The 19,499-nt window shown below is 71.2% G+C and carries 15 protein-coding genes; 5 read left to right on the forward strand and 10 right to left on the reverse strand.

The window, feature by feature from the left end:
• Positions 1–770: class I SAM-dependent methyltransferase (locus tag AC5LSR_RS03055; RefSeq protein WP_493468121.1), on the reverse strand; the 770-nt coding region annotated here is incomplete at its 3' end.
• A 348-nt stretch (positions 771–1,118) separates the two neighbouring features.
• Between AC5LSR_RS03055 and AC5LSR_RS03060 the strand changes: the two genes are divergently transcribed.
• Entirely contained in the window at positions 1,119–2,345 is a 1,227-nt protein-coding gene (locus AC5LSR_RS03060) for an acyltransferase family protein (RefSeq protein WP_250281191.1), read from the forward strand.
• On the forward strand, positions 2,342–3,670 hold the full coding sequence (locus AC5LSR_RS03065) for an acyltransferase family protein (protein WP_493464341.1): 1,329 nt from the start codon (positions 2,342–2,344) through the stop codon (positions 3,668–3,670). Before AC5LSR_RS03060 ends, AC5LSR_RS03065 begins: the two co-directional genes overlap by 4 nt.
• A gap of 69 nt (positions 3,671–3,739) precedes the next feature.
• Here AC5LSR_RS03065 and AC5LSR_RS03070 read toward each other — a convergent pair whose 3' ends face one another.
• The 6 genes from AC5LSR_RS03070 to AC5LSR_RS03095 all read right to left on the reverse strand — a co-directional run bounded on the left by AC5LSR_RS03070 (position 3,740) and on the right by AC5LSR_RS03095 (position 11,354).
• On the reverse strand, positions 3,740–5,137 hold the full coding sequence (locus tag AC5LSR_RS03070; protein ID WP_250281186.1) for a hypothetical protein: 1,398 nt from the start codon (positions 5,135–5,137) through the stop codon (positions 3,740–3,742).
• A gap of 127 nt (positions 5,138–5,264) precedes the next feature.
• Positions 5,265–5,423, reverse strand: coding sequence for a hypothetical protein (locus AC5LSR_RS03075; protein ID WP_250290636.1), 159 nt, complete (start codon positions 5,421–5,423; stop codon positions 5,265–5,267).
• Positions 5,424–5,426: 3 nt separating this feature from the next.
• Positions 5,427–6,254: a class E sortase gene (locus tag AC5LSR_RS03080; RefSeq protein WP_250281184.1), complete on the reverse strand. Its 828-nt coding sequence runs from the start codon at positions 6,252–6,254 to the stop codon at positions 5,427–5,429.
• 323 nt (positions 6,255–6,577) lie between these two features.
• The gene (locus tag AC5LSR_RS03085; RefSeq protein WP_250281182.1) at positions 6,578–7,756 is read right to left on the reverse strand and encodes an RNA polymerase sigma factor; all 1,179 of its coding nucleotides are present in this window, start codon (positions 7,754–7,756) and stop codon (positions 6,578–6,580) included.
• 40 nt (positions 7,757–7,796) lie between these two features.
• Positions 7,797–9,734: a DNA primase gene (gene dnaG / locus AC5LSR_RS03090; RefSeq protein WP_250281180.1), complete on the reverse strand. Its 1,938-nt coding sequence runs from the start codon at positions 9,732–9,734 to the stop codon at positions 7,797–7,799.
• Positions 9,735–10,103: 369 nt separating this feature from the next.
• Positions 10,104–11,354 (reverse strand): deoxyguanosinetriphosphate triphosphohydrolase, encoded by a 1,251-nt coding sequence (locus AC5LSR_RS03095; RefSeq protein WP_250281177.1) that lies wholly within the window; start codon positions 11,352–11,354, stop codon positions 10,104–10,106.
• A gap of 95 nt (positions 11,355–11,449) precedes the next feature.
• Between AC5LSR_RS03095 and AC5LSR_RS03100 the strand changes: the two genes are divergently transcribed.
• Positions 11,450–11,605, forward strand: coding sequence for a hypothetical protein (locus AC5LSR_RS03100; RefSeq protein ID WP_250281175.1), 156 nt, complete (start codon positions 11,450–11,452; stop codon positions 11,603–11,605).
• Positions 11,606–11,645: 40 nt separating this feature from the next.
• Positions 11,646–12,185, forward strand: a complete 540-nt coding sequence (locus AC5LSR_RS03105) for a PH domain-containing protein (protein ID WP_250281174.1) — start codon at positions 11,646–11,648, stop codon at positions 12,183–12,185.
• 43 nt (positions 12,186–12,228) lie between these two features.
• Here AC5LSR_RS03105 and AC5LSR_RS03110 read toward each other — a convergent pair whose 3' ends face one another.
• From AC5LSR_RS03110 to ppdK, 3 genes are all read right to left on the reverse strand, one after another.
• Complete coding sequence (locus AC5LSR_RS03110) at positions 12,229–14,103, reverse strand: transketolase (RefSeq protein WP_250281173.1); 1,875 nt, start codon at positions 14,101–14,103, stop codon at positions 12,229–12,231.
• A 182-nt stretch (positions 14,104–14,285) separates the two neighbouring features.
• Entirely contained in the window at positions 14,286–14,957 is a 672-nt protein-coding gene (locus tag AC5LSR_RS03115) for a YdcF family protein (RefSeq protein ID WP_250281172.1), read from the reverse strand.
• 169 nt (positions 14,958–15,126) lie between these two features.
• Positions 15,127–17,826 (reverse strand): pyruvate, phosphate dikinase, encoded by a 2,700-nt coding sequence (ppdK, locus tag AC5LSR_RS03120; RefSeq protein WP_250281171.1) that lies wholly within the window; start codon positions 17,824–17,826, stop codon positions 15,127–15,129.
• Between the two features lie 555 nt (positions 17,827–18,381).
• On the opposite strand from ppdK, the gene AC5LSR_RS03125 reads away from it, so the two are divergent.
• A complete protein-coding gene (locus AC5LSR_RS03125; protein WP_250281170.1) occupies positions 18,382–19,482 on the forward strand; it encodes a hypothetical protein in 1,101 nt (366 codons plus the stop codon).
• The last annotated feature ends 17 nt before the right edge of the window (positions 19,483–19,499 follow it).

Here is a 19,499-nt window from a genome sequence, read left to right on the forward strand (position 1 = left end):
GGGCCGGCTGAGCCGGCCGGGGCATGCCGGCGCGCGGTGAGGACGTCGAGGAGGGGCTGGCCGGAGGCGCTGCCCGGGCCCGCCGATGACAGCCGGACCGCGGTGATCCCGACGTCGACGAGACCGGCGGCGAGCGCCAGGCCGGTCAGGCGTGTCCGGTCGGCACCGGCACCGGCACCGGCACCGGCCGGGCCGCCGGGGCCGAGGGGAACGAGCAGGCCGCCGCCCGGCCGCAACGCGCGACGGACGGTTTCCAGCGCCCCACGCAGCAGGTCGTCGGGCAGGTCCCGGGTGAGGGTGAAGGAGTAGGCGAAGTCGACCGTCCGCCCCGCCCGGTTGAACTCCTCCGGCGTCAGGTACTCGACACGCGGGCCGGGGCTGACCGCGCGGGCGCAGGCGAGCGCGCCCCGCGAGGTGTCCACGGCGGCGACCGCGGCCACGTGGCGCACGGTCCGGCTGGCCGCGTGGCCGGGGCCGCAGCCGAGTTCCAGCACGGTCATGCCCGCGGTGAGGGAGGGCAGCAGCAGCTCCCGCACGAGCCCCTCCCAGGAAGCGCCGGCCTGGCCCGCCGGCCCACTCGCGCCGGCGTAGCGGGCATCGAGCGACAGCAGCCGTGACGCCACCTGCCGGCGCCACCGCGGCGGTGTGGCGTCGAGCAGCGCCGGGGCCCAGCGGGCATCCAGGACCCGGCGCCCCCGGACTTTCCCGGAAATCGAACGGAACGGCCGGTGGGGCCGGCGGAGCGCATCCATTTTTCCCTTTCCTGTCATTCGTCAACCTGATACACCGGAATACCTGTGAAAACGAGTCACTGCGCGAAGCTTTGGAAGATCGCCACGAAGACAGCCGAAAGATGCCATACGGCCCGGCTGGAAGCGTTCGCGTCCATGTTTCCGATTTTAGTGTCACACGGGCCCGGACGGATTCCCCGCCGGCATCGACGGGCGTGTCGGAAACCTTGAGATCAATCGATTATCGCTACGATAACTCCCAGTCGGTCCCCCGACAGCACTTCCCGGGCCGGTCCCCGGCGGCACTTTCCGGGACGGTCCCCGACGGCATTTCCCAGCCGGTTCCCCGACGGCACCGGCCACGACCGCGGCAATCGGAGACAATCGGTGTCACACCGGACAGCGACAACAGCGACCATCGCCACCGCATTCAGCCGGGACAACAGCCTCAATTTCCTCCGGCTGGTGTTCGCCCTCACCGTCGTCGTCGTGCACGCCTGGGCGCTCGGCGGGTTCGGTCTGGTCCGGATCGGCGACTACGACCCGGCCAGCGTCGCGGTGGACGGGTTCTTCGTCGTCAGCGGCTTCCTGATCACCCGGAGCCGGCTCGGGGTGGGTGGCACGGCCCGTTTCCTGTGGCACCGCACCCTGCGTATCATGCCCGGTTTCTGGGCGAGCCTGCTGGTCGTGGCGTTTCTCTGCGCGCCGCTGGCCTGGCGGCACGAGCGGGGCTCGTTCGACGGCTATCCGGTCACCGGGCCGCACGGGGCGGTCCAGTACGTGCTCGCCAACTCCCTGCTGAGGGTGCGCTTCTACGACGTCGCCGGCACGCCGTCCGCGGTGCCTTTCCCACCGCCGGGCTCGGGCATCCCGATCGGCTGGAACCATTCCATGTGGACGCTCTACTGGGACGCCCTGTGCTATCTCGGCATCGCCGTCCTGGCGATTTTCGGTGTCATCCAGCGGCGGCGGGCGCTCGTCGCGGTGGTCACCGCCTGCCTGTGGGCCGTGGTGGTGCTGCGCGAACTGGCGCCCGGCTACACTCCGGGGCCGCTCGGCGGTGTCTTCGCCGGCGGTGTCGGCCGGTTCGTCCTGATGTTCCTCGCCGGCTGTGTGCTGTACCTGTACGCCGACCGGATTCCGCTTTCCGGGAAGCTCGCCGCCGGCTGCGCGGCCGTGCTGGCCGTCTCGATGTTCCTGGACGATCCGCACATACTGCTGAATCTCCCGCTGGCCTACCTGTGTATCTGGCTCGGCATCCGGCTGCCGCTGCACCGGGTCGGCGCGGGCCACGACTTCTCGTACGGCCTGTACATCTACTCGTTTCCCGTCCAGCAGCTCGCGGCGGTGTACGGGGTGCAGCGGCACGGCGTCGTGGCCTATTTCGCGCTCTGCCTGTCCGTGACCGCCGTCGCGGCGGTACTGAGCTGGTTCTGTATCGAACGCCCGGCGCTGCGGCTGAAAAGCTGGACGCCGCGGCAGGTGAGGCACGGCCGGGCACGGCGGCGGGCCGGGCACGGCCGGGCACGGCGGCGGGTGCGTCCACCCGGGCCCGCGGAAGCGCTTTCCCTCGACGCCCGGGTCTCCCCCGGCAGCCGGATGGAGGAATCATGAACGGTCGCGGCGTACCCGGCCCGCGCCCACGCCCGGCGGCCCGCTCGCACCGCCCGCGGAAACCCACGGTCCAGAGCGCCTTCGGCCCCGACAACAGCCTGAACTTCCTGCGCCTGGTGTTCGCCGTCCTCGTCATGATCGCCCATGGCTGGGCACTGGGCGGATTCGGTCTGTTCCGGCTCGGGAAGTACGAGGTGAGCGCGCTCGCCGTCGACTCGTTCTTCGTCATCAGCGGGTTCCTGGTGACCCGCAGCAACGTGCGGGTGCGTGGCACCGCCCGTTTCCTGTGGCACCGCTTCCTGCGGATCTACCCGGCGTTCTGGGTCTGCCTCGTCGTCGTCGCCGGGTTCTTCGCGCCGCTGGGATGGCTGCACACCCACGGCTCGCTCGACGGTTTCCTGGGCGCGCCCCACGGGCCGCTGCGGTACATCATCGACAACAGCACGCTGCACATGCGGTTCTACGACGTCTCGGGGACTCCGGCCGGCGACGCTGTGTCCGGGGCGGCCGGGGCGGCCGGGGCGGGCACAGCCTCCTGGAACGGCGCGCTCTGGTCGTTGTGGTGGGAGTTCCTCTGCTACCTCGGGGTGGCCGTCCTCGGCGTCCTCGGCGTGCTGCGACAGCGGCGGGTGGCCGTCGCCGGGCTGGCCGTCGCCATGTGGTCCGCGGTGGTCGTCCACCACCTCGCGCCGGGCTTCGCCGGCGCCGTGCTGGGCAGCCCCCTCGCCGAGGGCGCGCTGCGGCTGGGCCCGCTGTTCCTCTGTGGGTCGCTGCTGTTCCTCTACGGGGACCGGGTGCCGCTGTCGGGGCGGCTCGCGGCGGTGGCGGCCGTCGCCGTGACAGGCTCGATGTTCCTGCGTGAACCGCACCTGGTCCTGGGGCCGCCACTGGCCTACCTGTGCCTGTGGCTGGGCGTCCGGCTGCCGCTGCACCGGGTCGGGGCGCGCAACGACCTCTCCTACGGGCTGTACATATATTCGTCCCCGGTGCAGCATCTGCTGGCGTTGTACGGGCTGCACCGGCACGGCGCGGTGGTGTACTTCTCCGCGTTCACGGCGGGGTCGGTGGCGCTCGCCGCGGGCAGTTGGCTCGCGGTCGAGAAACACGCGCTGAAACTGAAGCACTGGACGCCGGAACGCTTCCGGGTGGCCCGCCTGCCGGCCGTGGGGGCCCAGGGCGCCTGGTGGCGGGCCGGCGGCCGCGGCCTGCCCCGAACGGCGCCGCCCATGGCGCTGCCACGCCAGGGCAACGGGCCCGGGGAAGCGGCCGGCGGCGCCTTCCCGGAAGCCACGGCTCCCGAGCGTCCCGGCCCGGCCGGGACCTGAGCGCGGGCGGCTGGCGACAGGTACGGGCCGCCGGGCGGGAAACCTGCCCGGCGGCCGCGCGCCGGGCTGTCAAAAGGCCCTCCCCAACGGCCCGGTCTTGCCCAACGGTTTCCCGGCGGCTTTCCGTGGCCCGCCGGGGGGGCCGTCGCCGACGAGCAGGAGAAGCGCCAGGAAAATCCAGGTGAAAAGCGCCACCCGGTTGGCCGTGAAAGCGGGCAGGCCCGCGGTTGCCGCCACGCTCATGATAAGCACGGAGGTGGCGAACGGCCGCTGCGGCCCGGACCGCGCCGGCCGCCCGGCAAGCCACGTGCCGGCCAGGACGGCCAGCACGAGCGCGAACAGCACCACTCCGAGCACGCCGCCGACGATGACCACCTCGACCCAGGAGCTGTCGTACGACACGGCGAGCCCGCCGGCGCCGTAGCCGAACCAGGGCCGGGTGGCGAGCACATAGTCGAACACCATCCCGGACGCGCCGTTCGACCCCAGCCGGCCCGCCGTGTACTTCTCCACGACGTCGCCGCCGTCACCACGGCTGAAAAGCGCGGACAGCATCCACGCGCCGCGCCACCGTGGCACGTCGACCTGGGTGAGGACGAGCCTGAACAGCCCGGCCATGGCGGCGATGACGAGCACCCGCCGAAGCCGCCGGCCCTGGCGGACCGCCTGCCACAGCGCCAGCGGTATACCGATCAGCAGGAACATCTTCGACGCGCTCAGGACGCCGCCGACGAACACCGGGGTGGCGACGAGGCCGAGCAGCACCGGCCGGTCCCGGCCGGGCCGGGCGAAAAGATAGAGCGCCGCGAACAGCGCGAGAGCACACGCGATACCGGCCTCGGCCGGCTGCGCGAAGATCCCGGTCAGCCGGCCGTTGCTGAAGGCGCGTACGGCAACCGTCGTCTCCAGGGTGGCCGGCCCGTAGCCCCAGAACTTCTGCAGCCATCCGACCGGATTGACGAAAAGGCCGCTGAACGCGATTATCCCGTTGCCGGCGACCAGTGTGACAAAAGCCGCGCACACGGCGTCCAGCAGGTCCAGCCGGGTATATCCGGTCGCCAGCCAGCAGCTCACCAGGAGCAACGCGGCCAGTGGGTACAGATAGTTGTCGACGCCGGACAGCATGCTGCCCGGAAGAAAACGGCCGGGTATGACCGGGCCGTCCGGGCTGATCATTGCCGAAAATGCCAGGAACGCCCACAGGCCCAGGACACACGCGTACCAGCCGTCGAATCTCAGCCGCGACGCGAGGAATGGCAGGCCGGCCAGCAGCGACCCGTACACCACCACCTGCTCGGTGCGCACGCCGTTCATGAGGTACGGCCCGAACGCCGCCACGGCGACGATCACGGGCCAGGCGCGGACCAGCGGGTGCTGGTGACCGGTGCGGGGCGCCGGCCCCGTGTTCGGCGGCGATCCCGTGTTCGGCGGCGATCCCGTGTTCAGCGGCGATCCCGTGTTCAGCATCGGCCGCGGTGGCCTCCGTCCTGTTCGTCGTGCTGTTCCGGGCCTGCCGTCGCGGCGGGCGGCGCCGTCCGCCGCCGGATGGCCGTGGCCCGGCTGGTCCGCGTCAGCGCTGGCCGGCCGTCGTGGCTCATTCCTCAACGGTCACCCGGGTGAGCGGAAGGTGGGGCTCGACGGCCGGGAAGACGCCGAAGAGCAGGCCGGCGGCCACCGCCACGACAAGCGCTGCCATCAGGGCGAGCCTTACGGCGAACCCGCCGGGAAGGTGCCGGAAGATCCATCCGTACACCCGTCACCTCCCAGCCGTGCCAGGCGGCTGCCCGGGGGTCTTCGGTCGGCTGCCGGTGAGCTCACCGAAAATGATCAGGCGGCTGCTGGCCGAGTACTTCGGATTGCAGGTGGTGAACGTCAGCAGGCTTTTCGCGGGCCGTGCGCCGGGCTGTCCGGGTACCGGCAGGATCACATCCGTCCGGGCGGGGTCGACCACTTCCGAGCCCGTCACCCGATAGACGAAATAGCGGTCCCGGACCTCGACGACGACCGGGTCACCGGCCCGTAGCTCGTCCAGCCGGCTGAACGGATGGCCGTAGGTGGTGCGATGCCCGGACACGACGAAGTTGCCGACCTCGCCGGGCCACGCGGTCCCCGGATAGTGCCCGGGGCCGCGCCGTAGCGCGCCGTCCGACACCCCCTCGACGACAACCGGGGCGTAACCGTCGCCGAAACGGGGGATGCGCAGCACGGCCACCCCGGCACCGACGTCCGCCGATGCCGCCCCCGGCCGCGGCAGGCCTGTCGACGGGGCTGCCGCGGCCGGGGCCGCCCACTGCCGGGACAGTTCGGAGCGCAGCCGGTTCTGGGTACGCTCCTGCACCATGTCGGTGACCCACAGTTCGTAGACCACGAACAGCGCCACCACGAACCCAACAGTGATCAGTAACTCACCGGCGCCTCGCGCGACGCGTCCGACCAGTTCTCCCCCGCCGCGGAACGTGGGCTGTCGGCCGGGTGGCCGCCGCCGCGGTGGCTGCCGGCCGGGCGGCTGCCAGCCTGATGCGTCCGGCGGCGCGCCGTCCACGCCGGCCTGCCCAGCGAGCGGACGCGTCGGCTGCGTCCTCACGACGGCAGGTGACACTCTCGACCGTTTCCGTGACCCGTTCCAGGGCTCGGGAACGCTGCGGGCGTCAGGACCAGGCAGCACAGTACCCATGATGGGCACTTTAAGTCATCAAGCGACTACTACCGCACTCCGACCCGCAGAGGCGACTCCTACTGGTTCGCCGACATCAGGACACGATAAAGACGTAAAGTAACAAATCGTACACAATCGGGACGCGACAGTCGGGACGCGTCGGCCTGAGCGCCACTGCTGCCGGCGGCCAGTGACCACCAGCCAGCCCGTGCCGCACACGGCCGCGCGGGCACTCCCCGCCCGCAGGTCGCCTACTCCAGGTAGTCGCGCAGCTTCTGGGAGCGGGACGGGTGACGCAGCTTCGACAGCGTCTTCGACTCGATCTGCCTGATGCGTTCGCGGGTGACCCCGAACTCCCGGCCGACCTCCTCCAGCGTGCGCGGGTGGCCGTCGGTGAGCCCGAAGCGCAACTGGATGACCTTCTTCTCCCGGTCGGAGAGCGTGTGCAGGACCGAGTCGAGCTGCTCCTGCAGCAGGATGAAGCTGGCCGCGTCGACCGGCACGACCGCGTCGCAGTCCTCGATGAAGTCGCCGAGGTGGGAGTCCTCCTCCTCACCGATCGGCGTCTCCAGGGAGACCGGCTCCTGGGACACCTTGAGGATCTCACGCACCTTGTCGGGCGTGAGGTCCATCTCCTTGGCGATCTCCTCCGGGCTCGGCTCACGGCCGAGGTCCTGCAGGAGCTGCCGCTGGATGCGGATCAGCTTGTTGATCGTCTCGACCATGTGCACCGGGATGCGGATGGTGCGTGCCTGGTCGGCGATGGCCCGGGTGATCGCCTGCCGGATCCACCAGGTGGCGTAGGTGGAGAACTTGTAGCCCTTGGTGTAGTCGAACTTCTCCACCGCGCGGATCAGACCGAGGTTGCCCTCCTGGATGAGGTCCAGGAACAGCATGCCGCGGCCCACGTAGCGCTTGGCGATCGACACCACCAGCCGCAGGTTCGCCTCGACGAGCTTGCGCTTGGCGATCTGCCCGTCCCGCTCGATCGCCTCCAGATCACGGCGCATCTGCGGGGCGGTCTTGCGGGTGGCCGCCGCGAGCTTCTCGGAGGCGAACAGGCCGGCCTCGATCCGCTTGGCGAGGTCGACCTCCTCCTCCGCGGTCAGCAGCGGGACCTTGCCGATCTCCTTGAGGTACATGCGCACCGGGTCGGAGGTCGGCGCCTTGAGCGCCAGCTCCTCCTCCTCACGGCGACGCCGGGCGAGCAGGTCGTTCTCCTCGGCGTCCTCCCCACCCGCCTCGAGGATCTCGATGCCCTCGTCGTTGAGGACCTGCAGGACGGCGTCGGTCTGCTCCGGTGGCAGCTCGGCCGCCTGGAGGGCGACCGTGACGTCCTCGGTAGTGAGGAAACCGATCTCCTTGCCTCGGGTGATGAGGTCCTTGACCTCGTCCACCTGGGCTTCGCGCGGTAGGACGGCTGGACTCATGGTCGGAATCTCGTCACTTCCTTCTCGGGATCGACCCAGGTTACGCGGCACCCAGGCCCCGCTCCCGGAGTTGGCGCTTGTGCTGTTCCAAGGCGATCAGCTCACCATATGCGCGTCTGAACGTCTCGGCGTCGGTTACGGGATTGAGCCGCTGCACACGCGACTTCAGATCCGCAATGCGACGGGTCACCTGCAACTCCTGTACGCGTGACATCTGCTCATCGACATACCGGTCGTCCACATCGTGGTCACAGAACACCGCCTCCACGGCAAGCTCGATGACGAACCGCCGGAGCTCGTCCTGCCCGGCCGCCTCCACCACCGTCTTGACCCAGGTCTGGACGTCACCGGCGGCGGGCAGACCGGCGCACACACCGCCCACGGCAGCGATCACCTCACGGACGGCGCGGTGCTCCTGGACCGTGAACAGCTCCGGGGAGAGCGTGTCGAACACCGGGCCGGCAAGTCCCGGATACTGGAGGGCGACCTTGAGTACCTCCCGTTCCACCGCCACGACAGTGTCGTCCGCGACGGCGTCATGCCGACGCGGCAGCTCGGCCCGGCCGCCGGTGCGACCGCCGCGCGCCGCGTGGTCGCCCTGGCCGTGGGCAGGGCCGTCGAGGGACGCCGTACCACCGGCGGCCCCTCGTGGCCGATGCTCAGCGACCCGCCGCACCACGAACTCCTCGTCCAGAAAACCAAGCCAGTTATCCAGATTAACCGCGTAACGGTGTCGTAGCCCCCGATCCTTCAATTTGTTGATCAGAGGGGCCGCCGCGTCGATCGCCGCCAGCCGCCCCTCGGTGGTGTCGAGGTCGAAGCCGGCCAGCTTCCCGCGGATGGCGAACTCCACCAGCGGGAGGCGGGAGGCGACCAGGTCGCGCACGGCCACGTCCCCGCGCTGGACGCGCAGATCGCACGGATCCAGCCCGGACGGCTCGATCGCCACGAAGGTCTGGGTGACGAAACGTTCCTCGAACTCGAACGCCCGGATGGCGGCCTTGCGGCCCGCCTCGTCGCCGTCGAAGGTGAACACGACCTCGCCGCGGTGCTCGCTCTGGTCCATCAGCAGCCGCCGCAGCACCGTCACGTGCTCACTGCCGAACGCGGTGCCGCAGGAGGCGACCGCGGTCGGCACCCCGGCGAGGTGGCAGGCCATCACGTCGGTGTAACCCTCGACGACGACGACCTGGTACCGCCGGGCGATCTCCCGCCGGGCCAGGTCGGCCCCGTAGAGCAGATTGGCCTTCTTGAACAGCGGGGTCTCGGGTGTGTTGAGGTACTTCGGCCCGGGGTCGTCGGCGGCGAGACGGCGGGCGCCGAACCCGACCACGTCCCCGGCGAGGTCGCGGATCGGCCAGACCAGCCGGCGGTGGAAGCGGTCGATGAGGGTGCCGCGGCTGCTCTGCTTGGCCAGGCCGCCGAGGACGAGTTCCGCGGCGGTGAAGTGCCGGCCCATCAGGTGGCGGGTGAGGGCGTCCCAGCCGGCGGGCGCGTAACCGACGCCGAACCGCGCCGCCGCCTCCTGGCCGAAGCCGCGGGCGGCGAGGAAGTCCCGGCCGTCGCCGGCATCGGCGCCGGCCAGCCGCTCGGCGTAGAACTCCGCGGCCGCCCGGTGGGCGTCGAGCAGCCGCTGGCGCTGGCTGGTGACCGCGCGGCTGGTCACTCCCCCGCCCTCGTAGGTGAGGGTGATCCCGGCACGGCGGGCCAGCCGCTCGACCGCCTCCGGGAAGGACAGCCCGTCGATGGCGCGCACGAAAGCGATCACGTCGCCGCCGACGCCGCAGCCGAAGCAGTGGTAAGCGCCGACCTGCGGCCGGACGTTGAACGACGGCGTCTTCTCGTCGTGGAACGGGCACAGGCCCCGTAGCTGGCCGCTGCCGGCCGGGCGGAGCTGCACATAGTCGCCGATGATGTCGGCGAGCGGCGAGCGGTCACGCACGGCAGCGACATCGGCGTCACGGATGCGTCCGGCCACACGTCCCTCCCTGCGTCCCGGGTGGAGCGCTAGCGGGCTGGTGTCACGGAGGCCGTCCGGCGCGCACCTTGTGTCACCACCGGGTGTCGCCACCGGCCGTCAGCCCTCCGGAAGGCAGCCCTCCGGAAGACTGTCCGGGCCCCCGCAGACCCGCATTCTTCCCCGATGTTACTTGTCATCTGGACCGCAGTGCCGATCTTACGGCCGCAGCATGTAACACGCCGTGTCCCGGACGCTCCCAACAGGCCGGCGACGCGCCGGCCACCGTCCGGCGCCACCGTCCGGCGCCACCGGCTCCGTGGCACCGTCACGCGGCCCACCGGCCGGGGGCCGTCCGCGCGAGGGCAGGCTTCCAGGGCGGGGACGCCGTCAGAGGACCGCCGGCCAGCGCCGGCCGGTCAGCTGCGCGTGGCGGCGGCCCGCGCTGGCGTCGGTGAGCCGGGCGATCTGGTCGATGACCACCCGCAGCCTCGCCGCGTCGTCGCGGGCGGCGGCCCAGGCCGGCCGCAGCAGTGGGTCGAGCGCCTCCGGCGCGCGTGTGAGCAGCAGCGCGACAAGCTCCGCGATGACCTCCCGCTGGCGCCGCTGGCGTTCGTGCGCGTCCCGGCGGTCCATGACGAAGGAGGCGGTCACCCCCTTGAGCAGCGCGCACTCGGCGACGGTCGGGGCGGGGACGACCAGATCAGCGTGGTAGCGGCACAGCGGCGGGTCGCCGTACGCCTCCCGGGTGGCGCGGACCGCCGCGACGCACAGGCGCGCGATCAGCTCGCTGGTCATCGTCCGCACCGCGCGCAGCGCGTCCGGTGTGGTGGCCGGCCCGGTCACCCACCACGGCTGCCGGCGCAGCCGGTCCAGCGCCTCGCCCACCGCCGCCGGCGGCGCCACCGGGTAGCGGGCCGCGGTCGAGGCGACCAGCTCGGCCCGCCGTCCCGGATCCTCCAGCCGGCCCAGGTCGATCAGGCCGGCGACCACCCCGTCCTCCAGGTCGTGGGCGCTGTAGGCCACGTCGTCGGCCCAGTCCATGATCTGGGCCTCCATGCAGCGCCGGCCGGCCGGCGCGCCGTCGCGGACCCACTCGAAGACCGGTAGATCGTCGGCGTACACACCGAACTTCGGCGTGTCGGGCCGCCGCGCCCACGGGTACTTCAGGGACGCGTCCAGCGTCGCCCGGGTGAGGTTCAGGCCGGCGTCCCGCCCGCGGACGTCGACGACCTTGACCTCCAGCCGGGTCAGCTCCCGCAGGCTCTGCGCGTTGCCCTCGAAGCCCCCGCACCCCTCGGCGGCCGCGTCCAGCGCGGCCTCGCCGTTGTGGCCGAAGGGGGGGTGGCCGATGTCGTGGGCGAGACAGGCCGCGTCGACCAGGTCCGGGTCGGCGCCCAGTGAGCGGGCCAGGCCACGGCCGACCTGAGCGGTCTCCAGGGAATGGGTCAGGCGGGTGCGCGGGAAGTCGTCGTCGAGCGGGCCGACGACCTGGGTCTTGCCGGCCAGCCGGCGCAAGGCGCTGGAATGCAGGACACGCGCGCGGTCCCGCTCGAACCAGGTCCGATCGTCCGGTGTACTCTTCTGTCGCTCCTCGCCCCAACGCACCACGTCGGACGCGGCGTACCACCTCTTGGCCACAAGCCTGAGCGTATAGGCGCGATTTCCGCACGTCTGAGGCGCGAAGCGGCGATACTTTGTGGTCAGCCCGCCCAACTTCGGCCCGGAGGCCCGCCGTGGACAAGATCGTCAGATACGGTCTCATCGCGTTCGTCATTTTCTTCGTCGTCAGCTTTCCCGCGAGCGCCGCCAGCATCATCGAGCGAGCCATCAACGGGCTGGAGTCCGTTGGTAACGGTTTGTCAAATTTCGTCACCGACGCCGTTCTGTGAAACAGGGTGAGCCAACGGCCCGGCCCGGGAGGTTATGATCATGGTGAGAATCCGGATCCCTGACCCCACCGCCAGGGATGACAGGTACCTTGCCACCCGCGAGCGACTGGTCGTGAAGGTCCGGATGCACTGGGCCATCCTGCTGCCCGTCTTTCTCCAGACCCTGGCGTCCGCCATCGGTGCAATCCTGTTGACGATCCTGCTCAATGGCCTGGACGCCAGCAAGTCCGTTGTGTCGCTGCCCTGGTGGTTCCTGCTTTTCATGATCTTCAGGATGCTGTGGAAAGTCGCCGACTGGCACTTCGAGCACCTGATGGTCACGGACAAGCGCTTGTTGAAGGTGTCCGGGATCTTTTTCCGCAAAGTGCAGACCATGCCCCTGGAGAAAGTGACGGACCTCACCTACAACCGGGACCCGATGGGCCGGCTGCTCGGATACGGCGAGTTCATCGTCGAATCCGCCGGGCAGGACCAGGCCCTGTCGAAGATCCAGTTCCTGCCCCGCCCGGACCGGCTCTACCTGACGATGTGCGACATGATGTTCGGAGGTGCCCCGGCGCCCGCTGGTTCGGACGACTGACCCCCTCCCGGCGCCGACGGCTGCCGCGCCATCGGCCGGCCGGTCAGCGCAGCAGGGCCCGGGCCGCCACCGCGATGTGGCCCGCGTCGATGCCCGCCGCGGCGAGCAGTTCGGCCGGGGTGCCCGACCCGGGCAGCTCGCGCACGGCGAGATGGGCGAGGCGTACCGGTACCCCCGCCGCGGCCGTCGCCTCCAGGACGGCGCTGCCCAGGCCGCCCTCGGGGTGGTGGTCCTCGGCCACGACGAGACGGCCGCCGGTCACCCGTGCCGCCCGCGTCAGAGTGGCGATGTCCACCGGTTTGACCGAGTAGAGGTCGATCACCCGGGCCGGGACGCCCTCCGCCGCGAGCGTGTCCGCCGCCGCCAGGCAGTGGTGCAGGGTGACCCCGGCGCCGACCAGGGTGACCACGTCGGCGTCCGACCGGCGCACCACCTTGGAGCCGCCCACGGTGAAGGACTCCCCCGGCCCGTAGATCACCGGATAGGCGCCCCGGGTCGTGCGCAGGTAGCTGACCCCGTCCAGCTCGGCCATGAGCTCGACGAGCCGGGCCGCGCTGGTCGCGTCGCTGGGGTAGAGGACGCGCGAGCCGTGCACCGCCCGCATCATCGCCAGGTCCTCCAGCCCCATCTGGGACGGGCCATCCGGGCCGATCTCGACGCCGGCGTGCGATCCGGACAGACGGATGTTCGCCGCCGAGATCGCGGCCATCCGGATGAAGTCGTAGGCGCGCGAGAGGAACGCGGCGAAGGTGGACGCGAACGGGACGTACCCGCGTGCCGACAACCCGACCGCGGCGGCTACGAGCTGCTGCTCCGCGATGAAGATCTCGAAGAAACGGTCCGGGTGGGCCGACGCGAAGTCCTCGGAGTAGGTGGAGTTGCCGACCTCGGCGTCCAGGGCCACCACGTCCGGGCGGGCGCCGAGGGCGGCGAGCGCCTGCCCGTACGCCCTGCGGGTGGCGACCCGGGCGCCGAGAGGGTAGGTAGGCAGGCGCACCTCGGCCGGCGGTGCGGGCGGCGGCCGGCGGCCGGCGGCGGGCGGCAGTGGGCCGCGGACACGCAGGTGGCGCTCGCCCCCGAGCTCGGCGACCGCGCGTTCGGCCAGGTCGGCCGGCAACGGCCTGCCGTGCCAGCCCTCGGCGTCGGCCGTCCCGGAGAAGCCCTCGCCCTTGCGGGTGCGGGCGAGCACGACCACCGGCCGGTCGGAGCCGGACGCCTCGGTGAGGACCTCGTCGACCGCGGCGACGTCATGCCCGTCGACCGCGAGCGCCCGGCAGCCGAACGCCTCGACCCGGCGGGCGTAGGTGTCGAGGTCCCAGCCGAGCTCGGTCGGGCCGCGCTGGCCGAGCCGGTTGACGTCCACGATCGCCGTCAGGTTCGACAGCTGGTAGTAGGACGCCTTGTCCAGCGCCTCCCAGATGGAGCCCTCGGTCATCTCGCTGTCCCCGCACAGCACCCACACCCGGTAGGGCAGCCGGTCGAGGAAACGGCCGGCGAGCGCCACCCCGACCGCGTCGGGCAGCCCCTGCCCGAGCGAGCCGGTGGCCACGTCGACCCATGGCAGCACCGGCGTCGGATGCCCCTGCAGGCGCTGGCCGTAACGGCGGTAGCCGGTCATCAGCTCGTGGTCGGACACCACGCCGACGGCCTTGAACACCGCGTACAGCAGTGGGGAGGCGTGCCCCTTGGAGAAGACCAGATGGTCGTTGGCCGGGTCGTCCGGCCTGTCCCAGTCGTAGCGCAGGTGCCGTCCGACCAGCACCGCCAGCACGTCCGCGGCCGACATGGACGACGTCGGATGGCCTGACCCGGCGGACGTCGTCGCCCGGATCGAGTCCACCCGCAGCTGCCGCGCCAGCTCGCGGATCTGGTCGAGGTCGGCCGGGTCGATCGCGATCTCGGACACGGGAGTTGCCACACCAGCCTCCTGTACGCCTGCGTATCCGTGTCTGGCAGTGCTGGAAAGCAGCCGGTGGCGTCATGGATGGCGATCCAGCGGACGTGCGCGGGCACCGCCCACGCGAGCGGCCATGTGGGGGCTCTACCCCGGGTTCCGCCGTCCCGAACGGCGCCGGCCTGTGGAATCAGCCGGCCTGTGAATCAGAGTGCGGCGGGGGCGGCGCCGACCGGGGTCGCCCGGTGGAAGAGCTGGTAGAAGCGGTACGCGGCGCCTTCCCGGACGATGTAACGCAGCGTGGTGACGACGCCCCGGGTGGCCGGGCCGGTGGTGACCGGCGAGGTGACCGCGTCGATGTCGAGGTCACGGGCGATGGTCCGGGAGCGCAGCGAGTGCCACGGGTCGGTCACGATCACCGCGGACCGCCAGCGGTTCACCGCCATGCTCCTTGCCACCGCCCGCAACGACCCCAGGGTGTCCCTGCCCTCACCCACCACGACCACGGCGGTGGCCGGGACGCCGCGGGCGGCCAGGTAGTTCGCCGCGGCCCGCGCCTCGGTGTAGACGTCACCGGCCTGGGAGCCGCCGACCGTCACGATCCGGGGCGCGACACCGGCACGGTAGAGGGCCAGCGCGTGGTCGAGACGGGCCGCGAACACCGCGGACGGGCGGCCGTTGAACTGGGAGGCGCCGGGCACGATCAGGACGTCCGACCGGCGCTGGTCGTCCGAACGCCCCACCACCCATATCTGGATCATCGTGAGAACGCTGATCATCACGCCGGCCAGGACGAGGATCGCGACCACCCTCAGCAGCCATACCCACCAGCGTGCGTGCAGCCACCGCGCTGTCCACGGCCGCGGGATGGTAGCCACAGGCAGTCACGGTATGCCCAAATCAACGCGGGGCGGCAGGTGTTCCACCGCACAGCGGGCACACCGGCCGGCCAGCCGGGCAGCCGGTACATCCGGTATGCCCGTCAGGCGTCCGTCGGGCCCGGTCAGGCCGTGCCCGACGGGGATCACAGGCCGTGCCCGACGGGGATCAGGCCGTGTCCGACGGGTGGCCGGCCGCGAGGATGGCGGCCCGGCCGGCCTCCAGCCGGGCGACCGGCAGGCGGAACGGCGAGCACGACACGTAGTCGAGCCCGATCCGGTGGAAGAAGTGCACGGAGTCCGGGTCGCCACCGTGCTCCCCGCAGACACCGAGCTTGAGCCCCGGCCGGGCCGCCCGCCCCTCCTCGGCCGCGAGCCGCACCAGCCGGCCGACCCCGTCCCGGTCCAGCGACTCGAACGGGGACACGCCGAAGACGCCCAGCTCGAGGTAACGGGAGAAGAACGACGACTCCACGTCGTCACGGGAGAAGCCCCAGCTCATCTGGGTCAGGTCGTTCGTCCCGAAGGAGAAGAACTCCGCCGCGCCGGCGATCTGGCCGGCGGTCAGCGCCGCCCTCGGCACCTCGATCATCGTGCCGATCAGCGCGGGCACGTCGACCCCGCTCTCGGCGGCGACCTCTGCCAGCACCTGCTCGGCCCGCTCACGGACGATCTCCAGCTCCTGGACCGCGCCCACCAGCGGAACCATGATCTCCGGACGCGGGTCCCCGCCCCGCCGGCGGCGGATGACCGCGGCCTCGGCGACCGCCCGCACCTGCAGGGCGACCAGCCCCGGGATGAGCAGCCCGAGCCGCACCCCGCGCAGCCCGAGCATCGGGTTCTCCTCGTGCAGCCGGCGGACCGCCGCCAGCAGCGCGGCCTCGCCGTCCACGGCGGGCCGGCCGGTCGCGGCGGCGACGCCCACCTGCACCGACAGCTCGGTGAGGTCGGGCAGGAACTCGTGCAGCGGCGGGTCGAGCAGCCGGATCGTCACGGGCCGGCCGTCCATCGCCGTGAAGATCTCGACGAAGTCGTCGCGCTGCAACGGCAGCAGCGCGGCCAGCGCGGCATCGGCCTCCTCGTCACCGTCGGCGAGGATGAGCCGTTCGACCAGCTTCCGGCGCTCGCCGAGGAACATGTGCTCGGTCCGGCACAGCCCGATACCGACGGCCCCGAAGCGGCGGGCGCGCTCGGCGTCCTGCGCGGTGTCGGCGTTGGCGCGCACCGCGAGCCGGGCGGCGGCGTCCGCGTGGGTCATGATCCGGTGGACGGCGTCGACCAGCGGGTCGGAGCCGTCCGCGGGCAGCCTGCCCTCGAAGTACTCGACGACCGGGGAGGGCACCACCGGCATCTCGCCGAGGTAGACCACGCCGGACGAGCCGTCGATCGAGAGCACGTCCCCCTCGTGGACGACGATGCCACCGGGTGCGGCCGCCCGCCGCCGGTGGGTGTCGACGTCGATCTCCTCGGCGCCGCACACGCAGGTCCGGCCCATGCCGCGGGCGACCACCGCGGCATGGGAGGTCTTCCCGCCCCGGGAGGTCAGAATGCCCTGTGCGGCGATCATGCCGTCGAGGTCGTCGGGGTTGGTCTCCCGGCGGACCAGGATGACCGGGACGCCGGCGGCGGCGAGCTGAACGGCCCGCCGCGAGTCGAAGACGGCCTGTCCGACGGCGGCGCCGGGGGACGCGTTCATTCCCCGGGCGATCCGCCGGGCCTGCCCGTCCGCGGCGAACCGGGGGAACATCAGCTGGGCGAGCTGGGCGCCGGTGACCCGGGCCAGCGCCTCGTCCATGGTGATCAGGCCCTCGTCGACGAGCTGGACGGCGATCCGGAAGGCCGCGGCCGCGGTGCGTTTCCCGACCCGCGTCTGCAGCATCCACAGTTTGTTGCGCTCGATGGTGAACTCGATGTCGCACAGGTCGCGGTAGTGCCGTTCAAGGGCTGCCATGACGGACAGCAACTGGTCGTAGGCGGGCCGGTCGACGTCCGCCAGCGCGGTGAGCGGCAGGGTGTTGCGGATACCCGCGACGACGTCCTCCCCCTGGGCGTTCTGCAGATAGTCGCCGTAAACGCCCTGGTCGCCGTTGCCCGGATCGCGGGTGAACGCCACGCCGGTGCCCGAGTCCATACCCAGGTTGCCGAACACCATCGCGACCACGTTGACCGCGGTGCCGAGATCCGCGGGAATGCGTTCCTGGCGGCGGTAGAGGCGGGCGCGTTCACCGTTCCAGGAGTCGAACACCGCCCGGATCGCCAGGTCCAGCTGTTCCCGGGGGTCCTGCGGGAAGTCCCGGCCGGCCCGGTCGCGGACGATCGTCCTGAACGTCTCCGTCAGCCCCCGCAGATCGGCCTCGTCGAGCTCCAGGTCGCTGGCCGCCCCGCGGGCCTTCTTCACCGCCTCCAGGGCGTCGTCGAACAGCTCGTCGGGCACCCCGAGCACGGTCCTGCCGAACATCGCCAGCAGGCGCCGGTAGGAGTCCCAGGCGAAGCGCGGCGAGCCGGACTGCCTGGCCAGGCCGGGCACGGACGCGTCCGACAGGCCGACGTCCAGGACGGTGTCCATCATCCCCGGCATGGAGAACTTCGCGCCCGAACGCACCGAGACGAGCAACGGGTCGTCCGGGTCGCCCAGCCGCCGGCCCATGGCCCGCTCGAGGGCGCGCAGATGCTCGTCGACCTCGTCGCGCAGCGCCGCCGGCACCCGGCCGTGCGCGAGATACTCGCGACAGGCGACGGTGGTGATCGTGAAACCGGGCGGGACGGGAAGCCCCATGTTCGTCATCTCGGCGAGATTGGCGCCCTTACCGCCGAGCAGGCCCTTGAGATCCTTGTTCCCCTGGTGGAAGTCGTACACATAGGTGGTCATGGCCGCCCCCTCGTGTCCCGCCTCCCGCGAACCACCGCCGAATCGACCATGTCACGTCACCCCGGCTCGCGCAGGTCACCCGGACGGATCCGCGGCTCCCCTCCCGAGAAGTCGTCCCGAGAAGTCGTCCGGTAGCCCGCCGGACCGGCCCCTGACAGCCAGCAGCCTACCGTCACGGGCCGTCCGGAAAAACGTTCCGGGAACTATCCGGGAACCAGGCACCCGGTTCGCCGCGCCCAGCCGGTTCCGGGCGGTGCCGGGAGATATCCGGAACGTTCACCGGCCACACCCACCAGGATTCCCACCGCCCGGCCGGAAAATCACCTGATCAGCATTTTTTCGCATCTGACGCATGTCAACGGGGTAAACAGGGTAAATTATCACCATGTCCGACAGGTGAACAAAATTCGTACATATATCGAACCCCGCCTGCCCAGGACCCGCCGGTCACGGCGGACAGACCATGATGCGTACCGACGGGCTCGGACCACCAGTGCCGAGGGACCAGCGGACCAACAGCGTCGACCAACAGCGTCGAAGGAGGGGGCGGACGCCGTGCGAGGCCACCGGGTTCTCGGGCTCGCGCTTGCCGGACTGCTCACCATCGGCGTCCTCGCCGTGATCGTCATCCCGCGGATCCGGCCCGCTCCGCACAAGAACGAGACCACCGTCCGGGCGCTGGTCTCGTCGGAGAAACAGCCCTTCTTCTCCGATCCGGACGTGGTCGCCGCCCTCGGCCGTGCCGGCTACCGGCTTGAGATCACCTCCGCCGGCTCGCGCGAGATCGCCACCACCCACGACCTGTCCGGCTTCGACCTGGCCTTCCCGGCCGACGCCCCACAGGCCGACCGCATCAGGCGCGACCGCGGGATCAGCGCCTCCTACGTGCCCTTCTTCACGCCCATGGCGATAGCCACCTTCGCCCCGGTCGCGGAACTGCTGACCGCGGCGGGTGTCAGCAGCCGAGAAGGTGACCACTACCTGTTCGACATGCGCAGATACCTCGACCTGGTGGCGGCGGGCACCCGGTGGTCCCAGCTGCCCGGGAACAACGCCTACCGGACCGACAAGTCCCTCCTCATCAGCTCGACCGACGTGCGGACGTCGAACTCGGCCGCCCTCTACCTGGCGATCGCCTCCTATGTGAGCAATGGCGGAAACGTGGTCACCGATCCCGGAACGGCCGAACGGATCACGGACCGGCTCGCGCCCCTCTTCCTCAGACAGGGCTATCTGGACGCGTCGTCCCAGGAGCCGTTCAACGACTTCCTGACCATCGGTATCGGGAAAACGCCGATGGTCATGGTCTACGAGGCCCAGTTCCGGGCCCACGCGCTCGCCCGGGACGGTTCGCTGACCAACGACATGCTGCTGATGTATCCGAGTCCGACCATCTACGCCAAACACACCGTTGTGCCGCTGACCTCCGCCGGAGACACCGTCGGGCGCCTGCTCACGACCGACCCGGAACTGCAGCGGCTCGCCGTGCGGCACGGATTCCGCACCGCGGACGCCGGTTACGGCCGGCAGTACGCCGCCGAACGCGGGAGCGGCCCCGTACCGCAGCTGGTCAACGTCATCGAACCACCGAGCGCGGAGATATCCGAACGGATGATCAGTCGGATCGAGGCGCAGTACACGAAGGGCCCGGGTTGATGAGCCTGTCACCGTCG

The organism is Protofrankia sp. CiP1_Cm_nod4 (genome assembly GCF_982290645.1).